Genomic DNA, 21,434 nt, shown 5'->3' on the forward strand with positions numbered 1-21,434 from the left:
CCGATGTCCAAGAGCTCGTCCCTGAACAAGGTCTTCGCCGACCTTCCCGTCACTATCTTTGAGGCGATGTCGCAGGCCGCGCGCGACAACGCCGCCATCAATCTCGGCCAGGGCTTTCCTGACGATCCCGGCCCCGAGGACATCCGCCGCGCCGCGGCTGACGCCTCGCTGAACGGCTACAACCAGTACCCGTCGATGATGGGCCTGCCGGAGCTGCGCCAGGCGATCGCAACCCATTACGGCCACTGGCACGGCCTCAAGCTCGATCCGATGAGCGAGGTGATGGTCACCTCCGGCGGCACCGAGGCGCTGACCTCGGCCATCCTCGCGGTGGTGCAGCCCGGCGACGAGGTGGTCTGCTTCCAGCCGGTCTATGATTCCTACCTGCCGATCATCCGCCAGGCCGGCGGTATTCCGCGCCTCGTCCGGCTCGAGCCGCCGCACTGGCGGCTGAATGAGGACATGCTGAAAAGCGTCTTCAATTCAAAGACCAAGGCGGTGCTCTTCAACAATCCCTTAAATCCCTCCGCGGTGGTCTATCCGCGCGAGGACCTCGAGCTCTTGGCGCGCTACTGCCAGGAGTTCGACGTCATCGCGATCTGCGACGAGGTCTGGGAGCACGTCACCTTCGACGAGCACAAGCACATCCCGCTGATCACCATCCCGGGCATGCGCGAGCGCACCATCAAGGTCGGCTCGGCCGGCAAGATATTCTCGCTGACGGGGTGGAAGATCGGCTTCGTCTGCGCCGCGCCGCCGCTCTTGCGCGTCGCCGCCAAGGTGCACCAGTTCCTGACCTTCACCACCGCGCCGAACCTGCAGGCCGCCGTCGCCTATGGCCTCGGCAAGTCCGACGACTACTTCCTGTCGATGCGCAAGGACCTGACCCGGAGCAGGGACCGGCTGACCAAGGGTCTCGAAAGCCTCGGCTTCCCCGTGCTGAAGTCGCAAGGGACCTACTTCCTCACCGTCGACCTGTCGCCGCTCGGGCTCAACGAGAGCGATACCGAGTTCTGCTGGCGGATCGTGAAGGACTACAAGGTCGCGGCGATCCCGGTCTCGGCGTTCTACGAGCAGGACCCCGTGACCTCGGTGGTGCGCTTCTGCTTCGCCAAGAAGGACCAGACGCTTGACACCGCCTTGGAGCGGCTGTCGGACGCCGTGCGTGGACGCAAGAGGTAGACAGAGATGACGAACGTCGGCCGCTCCGGACTTCGCTTTGGTCTTGGCTTTGGCCTCGCGATCGCCGCAGCGCTGACGTTGCTCTCCGCCCCCGCAGGCGCCGAGGAGCGGGTCGTCAACTTCTACAACTGGTCCAACTACATGGCGCCTGATGTCCTTGAGGCCTTCACCAAGGAGACCGGCATCAAGGTGGTCTACGACACGTTCGACGCCAACGAGACGCTGGAGACGCGCCTGATGGCCGGCAAGTCCGGCTACGACGTCGTGGTGCCGACGGCCTATTTCCTCCAGCGCCAGATCAAGGCCAACATCTTCCAGAAGCTCGACAAGTCGAGGCTGCCGAACCTTAGCCATGCCTGGCCTGTCGTGACGCAGCGCCTCGGCATCTACGACCCCGGCAACGTCTACGCCGCCAACTACATGTGGGGCACCACGGGCATCGGCTACAACGTCGCCAAGGTGAAGCAGATCCTCGGACCCGACGCGAAGATCGACAGCTGGGACATCGTCTTCAAGCCGGAGAACCTCGCCAAGTTCAAAGACTGCGGCGTGCACATGCTCGACTCCGCCGACGACATCTTTCCGGCGGCGCTGAGCTATCTCGGGCTCGATCCGAACTCGACCAAGCAGGCGGACCTCGCGAAGGCCGCCGATGCCGTCGCCAAGGTTCGCCCGTCCGTGCGCAAGTTCCACTCGTCCGAATATCTGAGCGCGCTTGCCACCGGCGAGATCTGTTTCGTGGTCGGCTGGTCCGGCGACATCATGCAGGCCCGCGCCCGCGCTGCGGAAGCCAAGAGCGGCGTCGAGATCGGCTACACGATCCCGAAGGAGGGCGCGCAGATGTTCTTCGACAATCTCGCGATCCCCGCGGATGCCAAGAACGTCAGCGAAGCCTATGAGCTGATCAACTATCTCTACCGCCCGGACGTCGCCGCCAAGAACTCGGACTTCCTGTCCTATGCCAACGGCAACCTCGCCAGCCAGAAGCTGGTCGATCCGAAAATCCTGGGCGACAAGAACATCTATCCGGACGAAGCGACGCTCGCAAAACTGTTCGTCATCACGGCGCGTGAGCCGGCGACCCAGCGCATCATCAACCGGCTCTGGACCAAGGTGAAGACGGGGCGCTGACGTGCGGCACCCGTTATTGCGAGCGAAGCGAAGCAATCCAGAATCGATTCGCGGAGACGCTCTGGATTGCTTCGCCGCTTCGCTCCTCGCAATGACGGCGTAGCTAGCGCCACCTGCGGTGCAGCCACAACCACTGCTCGGGATGCTCGCGCACCCAGCCTTCCACCACGTTGGTGATCGCCTGTGTCGTGCCCTGGATGTCGATCTTGCCGTCGGAATCGCGGACCGGCGGGACTTCCTCCGTCAGCTCCGCGGCGAAGCGGCCGCCGGGCTTGCGGATGACGCGGACGCCGTGGATCGGGCATTCGACCTGGCGCAGGAGGCGCGCCAGCATCGGATTGGCGCGGGTCTTGCGGCCGAAGAAGGTGACCTCGACGCCGCCGGTCAGGTACTGGTCGATCAGCATGGCGACGTGCTTGCCGTCCTTCAGCGCCTGCGCGAGGCGGAGCGGCGCATCGCGCCCCGCAGGGATCAACGTGCCCATGTTGACCTGGCGCATCTCCTGGATGATGCGATCGGCGGAGGCGATGTTCGGCCGGCGATAGAGGATCGCGGCATCCAGCCCGTGCGCGACGGCGGCGAGCGCCGGCAATTCCCAGTTCGCGAGGTGAGCGGCGAAGATCAGCGCCGGCTTGCCGTCGTCTCGGATTTGGTCGAACAGCTCGATGCTGCGCTTGGGCAATTCGATCCGGCTCACTTCCGGATGGTCGCGGTCGTAATCCCAGACGTGGTCCATATGGGCGAATTCGGCGCCGACGCGGCCGAGATTGTCCCAGACGCCCATCAGGATCTGTTCGATCTCCTCCGGCGATTTCTCCGGAAACGCCGCGGTGAGATTGGCGCGGCCGATGCGGTGCTCGCGCAGGCGCGGGCCGATCATTTTCACGGCGCGTGCGAAGAAGTCCGAGGTCTTGACCGGATCGAAATAGCGCGTGGTGCGCAGCATGCCGACCGTGGCGGCGCCGATCAGGGTGCCGCCGATCGATTTGCCAGCCTCCCGCGCGCGGGCCTTGATGCTCGCAGGAACCAGCGCCATGCGTCCGGTCAGGCCGGTTCGCGGGTCAGGATCAGCGAGGCGTTCTGGCCGCCGAAGCCGAACGAGTTCGACATGACAGCGGTCACGCGCGCATCGCGCGCCTTGTTGCCGACGACGTCGAACAGGATCGTGGGATCCGGGGTCTCGTAGTTGATCGTCGGCGGGATGCGCTGGTGCTCGAGCGTCAGCAGCGAGAAGATCGCCTCCACCGCGCCTGCGGCCGAGATGGTGTGGCCGACCATCGACTTGTTGGAGGTGACCGGAATCTTCGAGACGAGATCGCCGAACACGGCCGATGTCGTGTTGTACTCCATCTTGTCGTTTTCGGGCGTCGCGGTGCCGTGCGCGTTGATGTGGTCGATCTGGTCCGGGGTCATGCCGGCATCGGCCAGCGTCTTGTTCATGCAGCCGATGATCGGCTTGCCGTCGGGCGAGGAGCGAGTGCGGTGGAAGGAATCGGTGAGCTCGCCGCAGCCGGCGATCACGCCGAGGATTTTTGCACCGCGCGCAGTCGCCGCTTCATAGCTTTCCAGCACCAGCGCGCCGGCGCCTTCGGCCATGACGAAGCCGTCGCGGTTCTTGGAGAAGGGGCGGGAAGCCGCCTGCGGCGGATCGTTTTGGGTCGACAGTGCCGAAAGCAGCGAGAAGCGCACCAGCGCTTCCGGATTCACCGTGCCGTCGGTCGCGACGCACAGCGCGGCATCGGTCTCGCCGCGGCGGATCGCTTCCACGCCGAGCTGGATCGAGGTCGCGCCCGAGGCGCAGGCCGTGGACAGCGAGATCGGCGAGCCCTTGGTGCCAAAAGTCTCGGCGAGGTGGGCTGCGACCGAGCCGAACATGAAGCGGTGATGATAGGCGCTGTACTTGCCGCCGCCGGAGATGCGCAGCAGGTCGTCATAGGTGAAGTCGAGCTTGCCGACGGCGCGGCCGAGCTCGCGGCGCTGCGGCCATTCGACTTCGACGGGCGCGACCGCGAGGAAGAGGGGGCCCGGGAAATCGGCGCTGGCGCCGATGCCGGCCTGCTCGAGCGCTTCCTGCGTGACCATCTCGGCCATCCGCTCGGACAGGCCGGTGGAGGAGAACGGATCGACGCTGACGAAATCGACCGTGCCGGCCATCGTCGTCTTCAGGCCGTCGACCGGAAAGCGCGTGATGGTGCGGATGCCGGATTCGCCGGCGACGAGCTTCGCCCAATTGTCCGCCTTGCCGGCGCCGAGCGAGGTCATGATGCCCATGCCGGTGACGACGACGACGGGACGCCCGAATTTGTCGCGTGGTGCAGTCATGTCGATCCCCCGCTAGAGCTAGCTTACGGCCTCGACCAGCGCCATGCCTTCGCCGCGCCAGTGTCCGGCCCCCACCACCACAATCTGGGTGGGTGCCCCCTGCATTTCAATCTCGGTCCCTGTGGAATCGTTCGGCGGGAACAGTGCGCCGCGCGAGATCGACAGCGCGGCGAGCGCGATTCCGAGCGGGAATTGCGTCTCCATGGTGTGTCCGAACATCGTGCCGGTCGAGCGAACCGGGAAGTCGGCGTGGTCCTTCAGGAAGCCGCGCTCCTCGGATGTCGCGGGCTCTGCGCCGGTCGCGCCAGTGATGATCGCGCCCTTGCCCTCGCGCTTCGGCAGCTTGGCCCAAAGCTTCTCCAGCGTCGCCGCCATGTCGCCGGGCTGCTTGCGCCGGGCCAGATCGGCCACCACGCTCGACAGTTTTGCGAACGGCTTTGCGCCGCGCGCTTCCGCATGCGCCTTCGATTCCAGCACCAGGAACGCGCCGGCCGAGCCGAGCGCGAAGCCGGCGTGGTCCTTGCGCGCCCAGACGGGCGCGAACTTGTCCTTCAGGTTGAAGTCGCCGAATTCGTAGAGGACCATGAGGTCCTTGCGCTCGCCATTGTGCGAGCCGCCGATCAGGGCGATGTCGCTCTCGCCCGAGGCGATGCGCGCGAGCGCGATGCGCGCCGCATCGGCGCCCGCAACCTCTTCGCCCATGAAGGTGCGCGAGGTGCCGCCGAGCCCGTGCACGATGGCGATGTTGCCGGCGAGGAGATTGGAGAGCTGGGCCAGAAACAGCGTCGGCCTGAGATCGCTCATCAGGCGTTCGTTGAGGAAGCCGGGCGCATTCGCCCCCTTGGCCTCGGCCGTGAGCACGCCGGTGTCGACGTTGAGATCGCGCTCGCCGCCGCCGGCGGCCACGACCATGTCGATCTTCGACAGGATATCCTTGTTGCCCTTGATCCCCGCAGAGTCGAGCGCGAGGCCCGCGGCATAGGTGCCGATGCGCTGCCAGGCTTCCATCTGGCGCTGGTCGCCCTTCTTCGGGATCTGGCTGTCGAAGGAGACCGGCATCAGCGGATGCACGATGTAGGGCGCAAAGCCCTTCTCGTCGACATTGATGCGCTTCTCCTGGAGCGCGGCCCAGTTGGCGTCCAGGCCCTCGCCGAGCGAGGTGGCAAGGCCAATGCCGGTGATCCAGACTTCCGTCTGGCCGGGCTTCGAAGCGGTGTCAGTCATGGCGATACGGCCTGCTGCGGAAAGCCGACGCGCTCGGCGACTTTCGCCATGTATCCGCGCATGTCCGCGTTGGGGAAGGGGATCAGCGTGAAGGTGAGCGCCGAGTTCGCGCGCAGCTTGCCGCCGACCTTGATCTTGGCTTCGGTCATCGCATAGCCCGAGCCCTCATAGGAGAGGCTCGCCTCGATGGTCATGAGATCGCCGGGGAACACCGAGCCGCGCACCTTGGCCTCCTTCACGGCGGCCAGGATCGGCATGCGCTCGAACTTGAACACGCCGAGCTGAAGCCAGCCCGAGGCCTGCGCCATCGATTCGATCAGGAGCACGCCGGGCATCAAGGGATAGCCCGGGAAGTGTCCCTCGAAGACGGTGCTTTCCTTCGGGACCTGGGCCTCGACGACGATCGTCTTCTCGCCGACCCTGAGGTCGACGATGCGATCGATCATATGAAAGTATTCGAGTTGCATGGCCGCCCGATTAGGCGCTCGCGCCCTTGGCTGCAACCAGCTCGTCGATGCGCGCGCACAGGTTCTTCAGCACGAAATATTGTTCGGTGGTCGCTTTGCCGTCGTTGACCTCCTGGGTCCACTTTTCCAGCGGCAGCTTGATGCCGAACTGCTTGTCGATCGCAAACGCGATATCGAGGAAATCGAGGCTGTCGATACCGAGGTCATCGATGGCGTGGCTATCCGGCGTGATCGTGTCGCGCGGAATGTCGCAGGTTTCAGCGATGATCGTAGCGACCTGATCGAATGTGGAGGACATCACTAAGCCTTTGATATATTGCAGATATTTGTCAGATGTTCCAGAGTGGCATGGCGGGTGGGCATCGCGCCCCTGATGACGCCCTCAACCCCCCTCTGGCCGGGTCGAGAGCCCGTATATCGGAGCGCCGCCCTGAGTTCAATGGAGCCGGGCAGGCCAAGGGGACAGCAAGGGACGGAGCTGGGGATGCCTGCCGGAGCCCCTTTGCGGCGGGGGATCGGCGGCGGGCCGGGCTAGATGTGCGGCGTCGTGATCTTGGCGCAGTCGCGGCGGCCCATCAGCACGCAATCCTGGGTCCGGCGCAGGTCGGCGATGCTCACGGCGAGCCAGATCCCGATCGCGGTCAGCGCGATGGTGAAGGCGAGCGCGGCGATGTTGGCGAGCATGCGGTGGCGGAAATCGTCCGGCTCGGTGCGGGGCTGCTCGTAGCGCGACAGGTCGAGCGGCTTGGGCGCGCCGCGCATCGGCTGCACGGTGCCGTTGCCCCGGTGGACCGTCGGGGAGGGGGAGGTGCGCGGCCTGAACTGGAGCACCCGGTGCTCCTCATCAGAGCTTATGGGCCGCTGGGATTTCATGGTGCGAGGATCACTCCGAAGCAGCGGTTTTTGATAGCATACGTGGTGAACGCGTTGCAGAAAATCTTCTCAACGCGTACGTGCATTGCGCTTTTGCACGACCTCTTCGCGAAGGCCCGCGACAGCGGTCGTCATGCCGGTGTCAGGATGCGCGGGGTTGCGCTGCAAAACAGCCATGGCACCTGCCGTGCCCGGTCCCGCGAACATCGGCTTGTGATCTCCCTTTGCGCGCCGAACGCATTTTGTCGCCGCAAGGCCCGTGGCATAATCATGGAACCTGGACCACCGGTTGCAACCAACAATGTGAGGGGCTCTTCATGACCACGAACGCGCGCGAGCCGAGGGTGCATCCGGTGCCGATCCTGTCGCTTCGGCCGACGCAGATGACGGTCGGCATGCGCGAGGTCAAGGAGAAACGCAAACGCTGGCGCGAGCACGACAGCAAGAAGCAGGCCGATCTGCTCGGCAAGCACATGATCCCCGTCGTGTACGGGCCGGACAAGCGTTACTACGTGATCGACCATCATCATCTCGGCCGCGCATTGCACGACGAGGGCGTCAAGGAAGTGCTGGTGACTGTCGTCGGCGACCTCAGGATGGTCGAGCGCGAGGCCTTCTGGGGCGTGATGGACAACAAGCGCTGGGTCTATCCCTACGATTCCAAGGGCGAAAGGCGGCCGTTCCGCGACCTGCCGAAATCAGTCGCCGATCTCAGGGACGATCCCTTCCGCAGCCTCGCCGGCGAGCTCCGCCGCCTGGGCGGATTTGCCAAGGACACCACGCCGTTCTCCGAATTCCTGTGGGCCGACTATCTGCGCCGGAAATTGTCGCGCAAGGCGGTGGATGCCAATTTCGACAAGGCGCTGGAAAAGGCGCTGTCCGCGGCCAAGAGCAAGGATGCGATCTATCTGCCGGGCTGGTGCGGGCCGGCGGACGACGATTAGGCGCTGCGGCTCAGATCAGTCGCGCTGGAAGATCTTGGCGCCGGGGTAGATGCGCCGGGCGTAAGTCACGACCAGCGCGCGCTCCTGGGTTTCCAGGAAGGGCGTTCGGATCCGGCTCGATCCGATGATGAGGTGCCATAGGCCATTGAGCTTCTGAATGACGACGTTCATGTGAGTGATCCTCGAAGACTTTGCACTCCTGCAAATGTTGCCCGTTGCGGCAGTCTTGCGATTTCAGGATCGTGAGCGCGTGCGTAAAATTCCCGACACGGCTCGCACCCGCTGCAAGACAGCAGCAACTACCTATTAGTGTATGGCGGCTGCGGCCCCGCGACAGGACCTCATCACAGCCTCTTGAGCGAAGCCATTTTCTGTTCGCACGAAACCGTCCTGAAACAGAGCCGTCCCATCTGTTGGGTCTCGAGCTCACACAGGAGGCCAAAATGCGCCGTCTGGTTTTCGCAATTGCCTTGCTCGCGGTCGCCTCAGCAGGAATCTCGGCATCGTTTGCCGCAGTTCACCACGCCAAGACGTTGACATTTTCCGAGCGCTTTGCCCCGGCGCTCGAGTTGATGGCGAAGCGCTAGCGGCGTAGCGCGTCGCAGATCACTTCGGAGCTTGCGGACCGGGCGGGGACAGCAGGCGCTCCATCTCCGCGGCCGCCTCGCCGTCGCGCGCCTTCTGCAACAGCGTGTGGCGCTCGGCGCCGGCCGGTAGCTTCCTGGCGGCGGCGCGGGCCTCTTGTGTGAACTTGTCCAAGCGCTCCTGGAGAGACAGGGCCGGTTTTGTACGGTTGCGTTTCTTGGTCATGGTTTGGCCTTTCCGGCGCGGAGCCAACCATGCGGACGCGAGCGGCGTCCTTAACTTTTGTTGGAACGGGGGCGGGGATCGCGGGTTTCATGACGGCGGCGCCCGGCGCGCCATGGGTCCAATTCATGCAAACGGAGCGACTTCGCGTGCCCAGCGACACGATCCGTGCTGCGCTTGTCAGGCGTTTGCGCGTCTCTTCCGGCATTTCGGAGGAGGATGTCAGAGAAATCGAAGCGCTTCCGATCGCGGTGAGACAGTATCCGGCGGAGACGCCCGTGGTGAGGGATGGCGAGCGGGCCACCGAATGCTGCCTGATTGTCGAGGGATTTTGCGCGCGCTCCAAGACGATCGCGAGCGGCAAGCGACAGATTCTCTCCCTGCACATTCCGGGCGAGATCCCGGACCTGATGAGCCTGTTCCTGCACGTGATGGACCATGAGCTCTCGACGCTGACGCCATGCACGCTGGGCTTCATCAGCCACGATACGCTGCGAAGATTGCACCAACGCAGGCCGGTCGTCGCCGAGATGTTTTGGCGGGACACGCTGATCGACGCCGCGATGTTTCGCGAGTGGATCGTCAATGTCGGCCAGCGTCCGGCGCCTGCACGCCTCGCCCATGTCATGATCGAGCTGCGCGAGCGCCTCAGGGTGATCGGTCGCGTGGACGGCAACACTTTCGAGATGCCGCTGACGCAGGAGCAGATCGGCGAGGCCCTGGGGATCACGGCGGTCCACGCCAACCGGGTGATCAAGCAGTTGCGCCAGGAGGGGATCGTGGAATTTCAGCGCGGCCGCGTCACCGTACTCGACGAGCAGAAGTTCTTGGAACTCGCGGATTTCGACGGCCGTTATCTCCACCAGTCCCCGACGCTTTGAGCCGCCCGATGCCGCGGTCGGCCGTGCGCGGCCCGTCGTCGTGGACGTCCGCTGGCGGGGTGCGCCGTTCCTGAAAGTGTCGATTACGCTGGATGTCGAGGAGGCGCAGGCGGCGGACCGGGCCGAACGTGCGGCCCAACGGCGCAGGTAAAATTGACGTATCGCAAATCGGCGTCGGCGGCGGCCGCTAAGGTCCGCCGGCATGACAGCCGAACCAGCATTGCGCTCCCGCGTCGCCAGGTGGGCTCCGGATCATGCCGACCTGGAGACGCGACGATGAGCCTGATCCTTCGCATTCTGTTTGTCCTGGCCGGAGCCATCACCGCGCTGTTCGTCGCGCGTGATGCGCTGAACTTCACAATCATCCAGACCTTCGTCGCCATACTGCTCGTGACGGCCGTCCTGCTCGCCGGAAGTCTCTGGAGCCTGCGGCGGAAGACGTGAGCGCCACGGAAGCCAAAAGACCGGCCGGGCTGAGCGAGGCCGAGGCTCGGGCGCGGTTGGAAGAGGACGGCGCCAACGAGTTGCCTCGGCCCGAACGACGCAGTCCGCTCCGCATCGTCATGGAAGTGCTGCGCGAGCCGATGCTCGTGCTGCTGCTTTGCGGTGGGCTGGTCTACCTCGTGCTCGGCGATCTCAGGGAAGCGCTGATCCTCTTGGTCTTCGGTGCGATGTCGATCGTGATCACGGTGGTGCAGGAGACCCGGACCGAGCGCGTTCTGGAAGCCTTGCGCGACCTGAGCAGCCCGCGCGCGCTCGTGGTGCGGGACGGTGCGCGTCGGCGCATCCCGGGCCGCGAGGTCGTGCGCGGCGACCTGCTCGTCCTCGGCGAAGGCGACCGGATTCCGGCCGACGCCGCGCTGGTGGACGCGCGCGATCTGCAGATCGACGAGTCGCTGCTGACCGGCGAGTCGGTGCCCGTCCGCAAGCGGGCTGCCGGCAAGGCCATGTCAGCCGATCAGCGGCCGGGCGGCGAGGATCAGCCCTTCGTGTATTCAGGTTCGCTCGTCGTGCGCGGCGAGGGGCTGGCGCTGGTCGAGGCCACCGGCCCGCGCAGCGAGATCGGGAAGATCGGGCTGTCGCTGCGCGGCTTGCAAACCGAGCCGCCCCGGCTTCGGCAACAGACCGCAAGACTGGTGCGGCTCTGCTTCCTCGGCGGCGCGGTCGTCAGCGTGGCCGCCGTCGCGCTCTACGGAGTCTTGCGTGGGGACTGGCTGCAAGCGCTGCTTGCGGGCATCGCCATCGGCATGGCGATGTTGCCGGAAGAATTTGGCGTCGTGCTCACGGTCTTCATGGCGATGGGAGCCTGGCGGATTTCGCAGGCGCGCGTCCTGACGCGGCGAGCCGCAGCCATCGAGGTCCTCGGCTCTGCGACCGTCCTGTGCACCGACAAGACCGGGACACTGACGCAGAACCAGATGTCCGTCGCGGAGTTGCGGCTGCTCGACGGGGCACGCATGCGTCCGGAGAGCGCCGGGCGGGATGACGCCAGGCCTGAATTCATCGAGCTGGCGCGTTGCGGTGCCCTGGCGAGCTCTCCGGAACCGTTCGACCCGATGGAGAAGGCTCTGCATCTGTTCGCGCAGGACGCCTTGCGGGGAGGCGATGCGCCGGACGGCGACCGGACGCTGGTGCGTACCTACGGTCTGCGCCCCGAGCTGCTGGCCATGACGCAGGTCTGGCGCACGGCCGGCCGGGCGGACCTCGTCGCATGCGCCAAGGGCGCGCCCGAGGCGATCGCGCGCCTGTGCAGGATGAACGCTGCTGATCAGGATTCGGTGCGAGATGCCGCCAGCGCGATGGCGAGGGACGGGCTTCGCGTGCTGGGGATGGCCGTTGCCGCCTGCGATGAGTCTTCACTCCCGCCGACCCAGGAGGATTTCGCGTTTCGATTTGTCGGCCTGGTCGGGCTTGCCGATCCGCTGCGGCCCCATGTCCCGGAGGCGGTTCGCGAATGCCGCGCGGCGGGGATCCGCGTCGTCATGATCACGGGCGATTATCCGGCAACCGCCGTTGCCATCGCGAACCAGGCCGGACTCGACGTCCGTGACGTCATGACCGGCGATCAGGTCAGGCTGGCGGATGATCCGGAGCTCGCGAAACGCGTCGGGCATGTCAACGTGTTCGCCCGGGTTTTGCCGGAGCAGAAGCTGCGTATCGTCCAGGCGATGAAGCTCAACGGCGAGATCGTGGCGATGACCGGCGACGGCGTCAACGACGCGCCTTCGCTCAAGGCCGCCCACATCGGCATCGCGATGGGAGGGCGCGGGACCGACGTCGCGCGAGAGGCGTCGGCGATCGTGCTGCTCGACGACGATTTCGGTTCGATCGTGTCGGCCATTCGTCTGGGCCGCCGCATCTACGACAATCTGCGGAAGGCGATGGCCTTCATCTTCGCCGTTCATGTGCCGATCGCCGGACTTGCGCTGCTGCCCCTGGTCTTCGGGCTGCCGCTGATCTTCAGTCCGGTGCACATCGCATTTCTGGAGCTGATTATCGACCCCGTATGCTCGCTGGTGTTCGAGGCGGAGCGGGACGAGCGCGATGCGATGACGCGTCCGCCGAGGCGGCCTGATGCCGCGCTGTTCTCGTGGGCACTGGTTGGCTGGAGCGTGCTTCAGGGTGCCCTCGCATTTGCCCTGACCGCCATCATATTCGTCGGCGCGCTTCGCTCCGGCCTCGTCGCCGACGAGGCGAGGACGCTCGCCTTCGTGACGCTCGTCGTCTGCATTGTCGCTCTGGTCCTGGTCAATCGGTCCTTCAGCGCATCGTTCGCGTCCGCATTCTTCCGTCCAAATCCCGCATTGACCTGGATCTTCGCGGGGGTGGCTCTCGTTCTCGCCACCGCGCTGCTCTGGCCGCCGGCCTCCAGCCTGTTCCGCTTTGGTCCGCTGCATGCGGACGATCTGATGATCGCGCTCGGCGCGGGGCTGCTGGTGCTGACGGTGCTCGAATTGCTGAAACCGCTGTGGGCGCGGCGGCTTCGGTTCTAGCTCTCATCCGAGGAGCGCGTCTTCGGCTGCGCATCGGTTTCGTGCGTCTCGTCCCTGGCGCCGAGCATCCGGTGCAGCCAGTGCTCGGCGCGGTTGCCGACGGTGAGGATCAGGAAGGCCAGTGTCAGCGCCGTTCCGACGATCGGCCACTGGCCGACGCCGCAGGCGATGCCGAGGCAGGCGGCGAGGAAGGTGCAGGCGGCACTGGTCAGGCCGCGGACGCGAAACCTCTCGCTTTCGTGGACGATGACGCCGGCACCGAGGAAGCCGATGGTGAGGATGCCCTGGATGACGCGGCTTGCCGCATCGGTGATCTTGCCGGCCTCGGCGAACTGCACGGCCAGCAATACGACGGTCGCGGTCGAGAGCCCGACGATGCCGAGCGTCTTCAGCCCGATCGGCTTGCCGTGCAGGTCACGATTGAGGCCGATGGCGCAGCCTGCGAGCGTGGCGACGCCGAGGCGCAGAAGGATCTCGGGCCAGTTCAGCACGGTCATTGCTCGTCAGTCACCGCGTCATTCACTTCTTCGGCAGCCGGCCCATCAAGTAGAACTCGTCGTTCGGCCGCATGCCGGTGAAGTTCGCCAGCCGGTTCGACAGCGCGAAGAAGGCCGAGATCGCGGCGATGTCCCAGATGTCGTCGTCGCTGAAGCCGTGCGGCGCAAGCGCGGCGAAGTCCTCCTCCGATATCCGCTGCGCGTCGGCCGAGACCTTCATCGCGAAATCGAGCATCGCCTTCTGCCGCGGCGTGATGTCGGCCTTGCGATAGTTCACCGCGACCTGGTCGGCGATCAGCGGGTTCTTGGCGCGGATGCGCAGGATAGCGCCATGGGCGATCACGCAATACTGGCACTGGTTGGCCGCCGAGGTCGCCACCACGATCATCTCCCGTTCAGCCTTGGTGAGGCCGCCGTCCTTCTCCATCAGCGCGTCGTGATAGGCGAAGAACGCGCGGAACTCGTCCGGACGATAGGCCAGCGTGAGGAAGACGTTCGGCACGAAGCCGCTCTTCTCCTGCACGGCGAGGAGGCGCGTGCGGATGTCGTCAGGCAGCGTGTCGAGGGCGGGAGCTGGGAAGCGTTGTGCGGCTGTTTTTGTCATTGGCATGGATTCCGGCTTGGGGCCGGCAACCATAGTCGATGCGGACGCGGGGCTCAACGTGCCACGGGGCACCGGTTGGCGCGGCGCGACGGCGCATCTGCGGTTTGGATGCGCATTGGGGAATGGCGCTCGTTCACCTTGAACCGTCATTGCGAGCGCAGCGAAGCAATCCAGAGTATTTCCGCGGAGGGATTCTGGATTGCTTCGCTGCGCTCGCAATGACGAAGTGGGTGGCGCGTGGCCTTACCGCAGCGGCTTCTTCAACAGCGAGAAGCGGTCGGGATCGAGGCCCATCGAGGGCTGGAGCATCGGGGCTTCGGCGGTGCCGAGCGTCTTCGCAGGTGGCGCCTGGAACACCGGGTCGTTCGGCACGTCGCGCTGCGAGGTGGCGCCGCGCCAGCGCTCGAGCACGGCGCTGACGAAATGCATGTCGTGACCGGAGGTCACCGACGGCACGCTGCTGATGGTGGCTTCGCCGCGCGGCAATTGGTGCGGCGGCACCTCCTTGAAGCGCAAGCGCGTCGGCAGTGCGACGCCTTCGCCGAACGCCAGCACCTCGCGGGTGCCGAGCGAGGGTACGAAGGAGAGTAGGTTCGCGGCCGCATCCGACACCGCGGCGCGCAGCAGCGCCTGGTCGCGCTCGTTGGCTAGACGCATCGTGAACAGCGTGTTGCACTGGGAGATGATGGTGGCGTCGAGCTCGGCCGGACGCTGGGTGATCAGCCCGAGATAGACGCCGTATTTGCGGCCTTCCTTGGCGATGCGCGACACCGCCTTGCGGGTCGGCCCGAAGCCCACGTTGCGGTCGGCGGAGGCGTAGCGATGCGCTTCCTCGCAGACGAACAAGAGCGGCGAGACGCCGTCGCTCCACAGGCCGAAGTCGAAGGCCATGCGGCAGAGCACCGAGACGACGGAGTCGATCACTTCGGCCGGGAAGCCGGCGAGTTGCATCACCGTCATCGGCTTGCCGTTGGCGGGCAGGCGGAACAGGTGGCTGATCACCTCGGCCATGGTGTCGCCGCCGACATTGGCGTTGTCGAACATGAAGGCGTAGCGCGGATCGTTGCGCACCGCCTCGATACGCGAGATCAGCTTGTGATAGATGATGCGCGAGGAGCGGTTTTCGAGCTTGCCCATGCGCTCGTCGATCAGCGACATCAGATCGACGAGACGATAAGGCACCGGTGTGTCGACCGTGTAGCCGATCTGCTTGGGGTCGATGCGCTTGAGGCCGATGCGGTCGGCGTTCTGGTATTGGGTGTAGACGCCCTTGGCGAGCGGGATCACCTCGGCGAGGATGTCGAGCTCCTCCGGAACGCCCGCGCGGCCGCCGAACAGCACGTCGACGATTTCCTCGAAGTTGAACAGCCAGAACGGCAGCTTCAGGTTCCGCGGGTTCAGCACCAGCGCGCGGTCGCCGAAGCAGCGGCCATATTCGTTGTGCACGTCGAGCAGGAAGATGCGGAGGTTCGGGCGCGCCTTCAGGATCTCGTTGAGCAGCAGCGAGACGCCGGTCGATTTGCCGACGCCGGTCGATCCCAGCACGGCAAAATGCTTGGACAGCATTTCCTCGACGTCGACATAGGCGATCACCGAGCGGTCCTGCTGGAGGAAGCCGACGTTGATCTGGTCCGATCCGGTCGGCGCGTAGATCGTGCGCAACTCCTGGCTCGTGATCAGGTCGACCGCGTCGCCGATGGTCGGATAATTGGTGACGCCGCGCTGGAATTTGGCCTTGTCGGCGGCGTTGAGGATCTCGCCGAGCAGGTCGACCGAGGCGATGGCGATGTAATTGTCGGCGCTCGACAGATTCTCGCAGGAGACCTCGGTGATCATCGCGACGATGACCGAGCTGGCGCAGCGAATGCTGACGAAACGGCCGACGGTCGCCCGAACCTCCGAGATCGGCATCTGGCTTGCCGCCAGAAGCCCGACCCGGGCGAGCGATCCACGTACCGAAATCACGCGTCCAAAGGATGTCACGATGAATGAACCTGGCAAGAGCACGGGGGTTGCACCGGACTATGCGCGGCCGCGGCTGCACAAACGGTTAAACGGCAGCCGCGGCCGCTTCGTTAAATCCGCGACAATTCGGCCGATAGATTCGTTCCTGATGCATATCTGTGGGCGGAAACGGCCGGAAAGTGCTGCTTTTTGGGGCCAGCAGGCTTTCGATCGAATTAGGGAAGATTTTACCATTCGGGCAGTCCGTCCGCCGTTCGGGGATGGTTCTGCTCAAGCGCGGGGCGCCATTCGGTCCGGGATGCAAGGGTTGGTTTGTTGACGGGACCTAATCATTTGTACATTAGTACAAATGAACCCGCGGCCTCGGTGCCGCCTCCGGGCGCGTGAGCCAATTGCGGCCCTGTGCCCGAATGCGCGATCCGGTTCCTGCGGATCGCAGCCACGCCAGGAGGAAAGCATGCAGCCCGAACCGATCCTCGATCTTGCCCATCTCGGCCATATGGAGCTGCTGACGCCCAAGCCCGACGAGAGCCTGAAATTCTTCGTCGACGTGATGGGCATGACAATCAGCGGCCGGAAGGGCGAGTCGGTCTACCTGCGGGGCTGGGACGATTACGAGCGCTATTCGCTCAAGCTCACGGCGTCGAAGACCTCAGGCATGGAGCACATGGCGCTGCGTGCGCGCAGCCAGCAGGCGCTGGAGCGCCGCGTCGCCGCCCTCAAGGGCTCCGGGTTCGACATCGGCTGGATCGACGGCGACATGGGGCAGGGGCCGACCTTCCGCTGCCGCGATCCCGACGGTCACATCGTCGAGCTCTATTACGAGACCGAATGGTATCAGGCGCCGCCGGAGCTGAAGCCCGCGCTGAAGAACCAGGCGCAGCGCTTTCCTGCCCGCGGCGTCAATGTCCGCCGCCTCGACCATCTCAACTGTCTCGCCGTCGACATCAAGGCCAACCGCGAGTTCTTCGAGAACTATCTCGGCTGCCGGCTCACCGAGCAGATCGTGCTCAACGACGGTCGGGAAGCGGCGATGTGGCTGACGATGTCGAACAAGAGCTACGACTTCGCCTATTCGCTCGACCATTCCGGCACACCCGGCCGCTTCCACCACGTCACCTACGCGCTCGACAGCCGCGAGGAGATTCTGCGCGCGGCGGATATCTTCCTGGAGAACGGCATCCACATCGAGACCGGCCCGCACAAGCACGCGATCCAGCAGACCTTCTTCCTCTATGTCTACGAGCCCGGCGGCAACCGCGTCGAAGTCGCCAACGCCGGTGCGCGCCTCATCCTCGCCCCCGACTGGAAGCCGATCGTGTGGACCGAGGAGGAGCGCAAGAAAGGGCAGGCGTGGGGCCTGAAGACCATCGAGTCCTTCCACACCCACGGCACGCCGCCGGTGGAAGTGAAGAAGCACGCATAATATTCAGTGGGCAGGCGATCGCACGCGTGCGATCGTTTCGCGCACGCCTGTCCAGGCCGGCTTGTCGGGGGCGAACTGCCTGCGCAGGAACGTGACGAGCTCCTCGATCTGCGCGTCGCTCATGCTGTTCCTGAACGCAGGCATGTAGCCGAGATCGCTCGATGCTGGCTCGGCGATGCCGTGCAGGATCACCTGCACGAGATTGTCCGGTGATGCGCTGTGCAGATTGCTGTTGAGCGCGAGCGAGGGCCGGCTGCCGAACAGCGGCAGGCCGCCGACCTCGTGGCAGACGGCGCAGGCGCCCTGATAGAGCCGCGCGCCGGTGGAGGCGGCGGTGGTGACTTGCGTTGCGCTCTCGAGCCTGGCGGCAAGCGCATCCGGCGCCTCGGTGGCGGCGTCGTTGAACGAGTTGAGATAGACGGCCATCGCGCGAATGTCCTGATCGGGCAGGGCCGTGAGATCCCTGACAACAGGCGCCATCGGGCCGGCGGCGACGCCGTGATAGCGCGACTGGCCGGTGCGCAAATAGGCGTAGAGCTCGTCCTCGCTCCAGGGGATCGGTGCATGCGACAGCGACGTCAGCGGCGGCGCCTCCCAACCCTCGGCAAAGCCGCCGGCGAGATAGGCCTCGCGCTGCTCGGCGCCGAGCGCGTTGCGCGGCGAATGGCAGGCGCTGCAATGGCCGAGACTTTCGACCAGATAGGCGCCGCGATTCCACTGCGCGGACTGCGCGGGATCGGGCTTGAAGTCCTTCGTCTGATGAAACAGCGCATTCCAGCCCGCGAGCAGCGGGCGAATGTTCAACGGGAAGGCGAGCGTGTTCGCGGGCGCCGTCGCGCGCGCCGCGGGCTGCGCCATCAGGTAGGCGTAGAGCGCCTGGAGGTCGGCCTCGCTGGTCTTGGAAAAATGCGTGTAGGGGAAGGCGGGATAGAGCTGCCGTCCGTCGCGATGCAGCCCGTCGCGCATCGCGCGCTCGAAGGCGGGATAGGACCAGGCGCCGATGCCGGTCTCGACGTCAGGCGTGATGTTGGTTGCGTAGATCGTGCCGAACGGCGTCGCAAGCGCGCGGCCGCCGGCGTTGAGCGCACCGCCGATCGTGGTGTGGCACTCCGCGCAATTGCCGAGCGCGGCAAGCTGCGCGCCGCGGGCGATGGTTGCCGCGGAATAGACCGATGCATCGGGCCGCGCGATCGGCGCGATGGCGCGCCCGGGCAAGAGGGCGGCGCCAACGCCGATCGCGGCGGTGCAGACGGCGGCAATGGTCGCAAAGATGCCGGCGCGCCTGGCGAACGGATTCTGCCAGATGCGCGATGGCTGCGGCGCTGCGGGAGCGGGCAGGGCCTGCGGCGCGGCCGGCGCGTCGCCGTGCAGGCCCCGGAGGATGCGCTCGGGCGTGAACGGGGGCTCGCGGAAGCGCACGCCGGTGGCATCGAAGATCGCATTCGCAATTGCCGCCGCGCTCGGCACCGAGGCGGACTCGCCGACGCCGAGCGGCGGCTGGTCCGGCCGCGGCAACATCAAGACGTCGATCTTGGGCACGTCGGGGAAGGGGATGATCGGATAGGCGCCCCATTCGCGCGCCGCCACCGCACCGCGCTCGAACGAGACCTCCTCCATCAGCGCGCGGCTGGTGGACTGGATGACGTTGCCGTGGATCTGGTGGCGCACGCCGTCCGGATTGATCATCAGACCGGAGTCCTGCCCGGCGACGACGCGCGTCACGCTGACGTCGCCGGTCGTCTTGTTCACGGCGACGTCGGCGACCCAGGCCGACCACGCCGCGCCATAGCCCGGAAACTTGCTGTGGACATAGAGCGCATAGGCAAAGCCGCGCCCGTGCACGACCTCGCCGTCCTTCTCTTCGCGGACCGGCCGCGGCGTCCAGCCCGCGCGCTCGGCCACCGCATTGACGAGATCGACGGCGCGCTGGTCTTTCAGGTAGCGCAGCCGGTATTCGATCGGGTCGACGCCGGCTTCCGTTGCGGCCTCGTCGATGTAGGATTCATGCGCAAACGTGTTCGGCAGCGCCGAGACGCCGCGAAGCCAGGACGCGCGCACGATCGGCGCCATGTCATGGGCGACGACGCGCATGTGGTCGTAGTCGTAGGGCGGGATCGCGGTGCGGTCGCCCATCTGGAGCACGGCCGGATCAGGCGAGACGCGACCGGTCAGCAGCAGCGCCAGCGTCGGCGCGGCGTTCGAGGGATAGCGCGTGGCGAGGTCGTAAGCCGCGACGCCGCCGTCGGCGTTCAGGCCGCCATTGACGTCGATGAGCTGCGCGGTGCCCTTGGGCTCCCAGGCGTGCTCCTGCTCGCGCGTCAGCTGCACGCGCACCGGACGGCCGACCGCGCGCGACAGCAGCAGCGCATCCGCGGTGACGTCGTCGGCGCAGTTGCGGCCGTAGCAGCCGGCGGCCTCCAGCCGGATGACTTCGATCTCGCTCTCGGGGCGCTCGATCAGCAGCGCCAGATCGCCGCGCAGCAGATGCGGATTCTGCGTGCCCGACCAGACGCGGATGTCGCCGCTCTGGAAGTCGGCGACCGCGCAGGACGGGCCGATCGAGGCATGCATCTGGTACGGCCACACATAGGTGCGCTGCATCGGCTTGGCGGCGCCTGATATCGCCGCATTGACGTCGCCCTTGTCGATCAACGTCCGCGGCGTCGACGGATTGGCGCGCAACGCGGTCTCGACATCGGCGAGGTCGGTGAGGGTGGGCGTCGGCTTCCAGCTCACCTTGAGCTGCTCCGCGGCGCGAATCGCATTCTCCTCGCGCTCGGCGACGATTCCGACGAAATCGCCGATGTGCACGACGGCTATGATGCCGGGAACGTCGCGCACCGAGGATTCGTCGACCGCGAGCAGGCTGGTGCCGACGAACGGCCCGGCATCGACGCCGGCATAGGGCGGACGCACGACGCGGCCGTGCAGCATGCCAGGCAGGCGGACGTCGTGCACGAAGGTCAGCTCGCCCGTGGCCTTCGCCGGCAGATCGACCCGCGGCATCGACTGGCCGACGATGGCGTAGTCGCCGACGGGCTTGACGGCGACGTCGTCGGCAAGCTCGAGCCGGATCGTCTCGCCGCCGATCAATTCGCCATAGCTGACGCTGCGGTTGTCGTGCCCGCGCACGAGGCCGTCTTCGATCTTGAGGTCGGCCTCCGGCAACTCCAGCCGCTCGGCTGCGCGCGCGATCAGGAAGTGGCGCGCCTGCGCCGCGGCCTTGCGCAGGGGCACGGCAGTGATCTGGATGGTTTCACTGGCGATCGTGGCGCCCTGGTTCGGCACGACAGCGGTATCGCCGAGCACGATGACGACGCGCGCAAAGGACACGTCGAGCTCCTCGGCGACGATCTGGCCGAGCGCGGTGCGGATGCCGGTGCCGAGATCGACATGACCATTGTAAGCGGTGACCGAGCCGTCTGCGGTGATGCGGACGAAGGTCTCGGATGTGATCTCGTCCACGGTGCGGACGACGACGAGCGAGCCTGATTGCCGCTCAGCTCCGTTCGAGGCAGGGGAGGCCATCAGTCCGCGGCCTCGGTGAGCTGCCCCGATGCGCGCATCACGGCGCGCAGGATTTCGACATGCGTGCCGCAGCGGCAGAGATTGTAGCGCAGCGCCGCCAGCGCTTCCTGTTCTGTCGGCTGCGGGTTGATCGCGAGCAGCGCCTTGGTGGTCATGATCATGCCGTTGAGGCAGTAGCCGCATTGCGCGGCCTGCTCGTCGATGAAGGCCTGCTGCACCGGATCAGGCTTGTCGCTTGTGCCGAGCCCTTCGAGCGTCACGATGTCGCGTCCCGCGCAGCCGCCGACCGGGATGACACAGGAGCGCGCGGCGGCGCCGTCGATCAGGACAGTACAGGTGCCGCATTCGCCGAGGCCGCAGCCAAATTTCGGACCGTTGAGCGCGAGGTCGTTGCGCAGCACATAGAGTAATGGCGTTGCGCGCTCTGCAGTGATCTCGTGGATCCTGCCGTTCACGGTGAGGCGGATCGGTGTCTGCGTCATCCTGTTCCCAAGCCCCGCGACGATCGGGTCGCAAAAATTGTACGTCGCGACGATACCGTTTGTACACAAACGTGCAAGCGGCCATGCCGCAGTGCAGCGCGACTGCCC

At 65.9% G+C, this 21,434-nt stretch carries 21 protein-coding genes; 8 read left to right on the plus strand and 13 right to left on the minus strand.

All coding sequences use genetic code 11. The features are described 5' to 3' along the window. Nucleotides 1-3 precede the first annotated feature (3 nt). Nucleotides 4-1,182, plus strand: coding sequence for an aminotransferase (locus AAFG50_RS17890; RefSeq protein WP_011086586.1), 1,179 nt, complete (start codon nt 4-6; stop codon nt 1,180-1,182). 6 nt (nt 1,183-1,188) lie between these two features. Next, entirely contained in the window at nt 1,189-2,313 is a 1,125-nt protein-coding gene (locus AAFG50_RS17895; RefSeq protein ID WP_028170873.1) for a polyamine ABC transporter substrate-binding protein, read from the plus strand. 103 nt (nt 2,314-2,416) lie between these two features. Here the strand turns inward: AAFG50_RS17895 and AAFG50_RS17900 are convergent, their stop codons facing one another. From AAFG50_RS17900 to AAFG50_RS17925, 6 genes are all read right to left on the minus strand, one after another. Beyond that, entirely contained in the window at nt 2,417-3,349 is a 933-nt protein-coding gene (locus AAFG50_RS17900) for a lipid A biosynthesis lauroyl acyltransferase (protein ID WP_028170874.1), read from the minus strand. A gap of 8 nt (nt 3,350-3,357) precedes the next feature. Continuing rightward, the gene (locus tag AAFG50_RS17905; protein ID WP_028170875.1) at nt 3,358-4,635 is read right to left on the minus strand and encodes a beta-ketoacyl-ACP synthase; all 1,278 of its coding nucleotides are present in this window, start codon (nt 4,633-4,635) and stop codon (nt 3,358-3,360) included. A gap of 18 nt (nt 4,636-4,653) precedes the next feature. Continuing rightward, entirely contained in the window at nt 4,654-5,859 is a 1,206-nt protein-coding gene (locus AAFG50_RS17910; RefSeq protein ID WP_028170876.1) for a beta-ketoacyl-ACP synthase, read from the minus strand. Continuing rightward, the gene (locus AAFG50_RS17915; RefSeq protein ID WP_028170877.1) at nt 5,856-6,326 is read right to left on the minus strand and encodes a 3-hydroxyacyl-ACP dehydratase FabZ family protein; all 471 of its coding nucleotides are present in this window, start codon (nt 6,324-6,326) and stop codon (nt 5,856-5,858) included. The genes AAFG50_RS17910 and AAFG50_RS17915 overlap by 4 nt, the downstream gene beginning before the upstream one ends. Nucleotides 6,327-6,336: 10 nt before the next feature. After that, on the minus strand, nt 6,337-6,624 hold the full coding sequence (locus tag AAFG50_RS17920) for an acyl carrier protein (protein WP_007592476.1): 288 nt from the start codon (nt 6,622-6,624) through the stop codon (nt 6,337-6,339). A 233-nt stretch (nt 6,625-6,857) separates the two neighbouring features. Further along, on the minus strand, nt 6,858-7,199 hold the full coding sequence (locus AAFG50_RS17925) for a hypothetical protein (RefSeq protein ID WP_028170878.1): 342 nt from the start codon (nt 7,197-7,199) through the stop codon (nt 6,858-6,860). A 317-nt stretch (nt 7,200-7,516) separates the two neighbouring features. On the opposite strand from AAFG50_RS17925, the gene AAFG50_RS17930 reads away from it, so the two are divergent. Beyond that, on the plus strand, nt 7,517-8,143 hold the full coding sequence (locus AAFG50_RS17930) for a ParB-like protein (RefSeq protein ID WP_028170879.1): 627 nt from the start codon (nt 7,517-7,519) through the stop codon (nt 8,141-8,143). Between the two features lie 15 nt (nt 8,144-8,158). Here the strand turns inward: AAFG50_RS17930 and AAFG50_RS17935 are convergent, their stop codons facing one another. Then, nucleotides 8,159-8,314, minus strand: a complete 156-nt coding sequence (locus AAFG50_RS17935; RefSeq protein ID WP_165448149.1) for a hypothetical protein — start codon at nt 8,312-8,314, stop codon at nt 8,159-8,161. Nucleotides 8,315-8,586: 272 nt separating this feature from the next. Between AAFG50_RS17935 and AAFG50_RS17940 the strand changes: the two genes are divergently transcribed. Further along, on the plus strand, nt 8,587-8,730 hold the full coding sequence (locus AAFG50_RS17940) for a hypothetical protein (protein WP_165448150.1): 144 nt from the start codon (nt 8,587-8,589) through the stop codon (nt 8,728-8,730). 19 nt (nt 8,731-8,749) lie between these two features. Here AAFG50_RS17940 and AAFG50_RS17945 read toward each other — a convergent pair whose 3' ends face one another. Beyond that, entirely contained in the window at nt 8,750-8,953 is a 204-nt protein-coding gene (locus AAFG50_RS17945; protein ID WP_011086594.1) for a hypothetical protein, read from the minus strand. Nucleotides 8,954-9,099: 146 nt separating this feature from the next. Between AAFG50_RS17945 and AAFG50_RS17950 the strand changes: the two genes are divergently transcribed. From AAFG50_RS17950 to AAFG50_RS17960, 3 genes are all read left to right on the plus strand, one after another. Next, entirely contained in the window at nt 9,100-9,831 is a 732-nt protein-coding gene (locus AAFG50_RS17950) for a Crp/Fnr family transcriptional regulator (RefSeq protein WP_028170880.1), read from the plus strand. Nucleotides 9,832-10,107: 276 nt separating this feature from the next. After that, nucleotides 10,108-10,275, plus strand: coding sequence for a hypothetical protein (locus AAFG50_RS17955; protein ID WP_165405372.1), 168 nt, complete (start codon nt 10,108-10,110; stop codon nt 10,273-10,275). Next, a complete protein-coding gene (locus AAFG50_RS17960; protein WP_028170881.1) occupies nt 10,272-12,824 on the plus strand; it encodes an HAD-IC family P-type ATPase in 2,553 nt (850 codons plus the stop codon). Before AAFG50_RS17955 ends, AAFG50_RS17960 begins: the two co-directional genes overlap by 4 nt. Here the strand turns inward: AAFG50_RS17960 and AAFG50_RS17965 are convergent. From AAFG50_RS17965 to AAFG50_RS17975, 3 genes are all read right to left on the minus strand, one after another. Next, entirely contained in the window at nt 12,821-13,321 is a 501-nt protein-coding gene (locus tag AAFG50_RS17965; RefSeq protein WP_342714205.1) for an MgtC/SapB family protein, read from the minus strand. The genes AAFG50_RS17960 and AAFG50_RS17965 overlap by 4 nt on opposite strands. A 22-nt stretch (nt 13,322-13,343) precedes the next feature. Further along, entirely contained in the window at nt 13,344-13,925 is a 582-nt protein-coding gene (locus AAFG50_RS17970) for a peroxidase-related enzyme (RefSeq protein WP_011086598.1), read from the minus strand. A 243-nt stretch (nt 13,926-14,168) separates the two neighbouring features. Next, the gene (locus AAFG50_RS17975) at nt 14,169-15,908 is read right to left on the minus strand and encodes a DUF87 domain-containing protein (RefSeq protein WP_028170883.1); all 1,740 of its coding nucleotides are present in this window, start codon (nt 15,906-15,908) and stop codon (nt 14,169-14,171) included. Between the two features lie 439 nt (nt 15,909-16,347). Here AAFG50_RS17975 and AAFG50_RS17980 point away from each other — a divergent pair, with 439 nt between their 5' ends. Continuing rightward, nucleotides 16,348-17,316 (plus strand): catechol 2,3-dioxygenase, encoded by a 969-nt coding sequence (locus AAFG50_RS17980; RefSeq protein ID WP_011086600.1) that lies wholly within the window; start codon nt 16,348-16,350, stop codon nt 17,314-17,316. A gap of 3 nt (nt 17,317-17,319) precedes the next feature. Here AAFG50_RS17980 and AAFG50_RS17985 read toward each other — a convergent pair whose 3' ends face one another. Next, entirely contained in the window at nt 17,320-20,844 is a 3,525-nt protein-coding gene (locus tag AAFG50_RS17985) for a molybdopterin cofactor-binding domain-containing protein (protein WP_028170884.1), read from the minus strand. Then, nucleotides 20,844-21,326, minus strand: coding sequence for a (2Fe-2S)-binding protein (locus tag AAFG50_RS17990; RefSeq protein ID WP_028170885.1), 483 nt, complete (start codon nt 21,324-21,326; stop codon nt 20,844-20,846). The genes AAFG50_RS17985 and AAFG50_RS17990 overlap by 1 nt, the downstream gene beginning before the upstream one ends. Nucleotides 21,327-21,434: the final 108 nt, after the last annotated feature.

Origin of the sequence: Bradyrhizobium sp. B039 (assembly GCF_038965675.1) — a bacterium.
Taxonomy (GTDB): domain Bacteria; phylum Pseudomonadota; class Alphaproteobacteria; order Rhizobiales; family Xanthobacteraceae; genus Bradyrhizobium; species Bradyrhizobium diazoefficiens.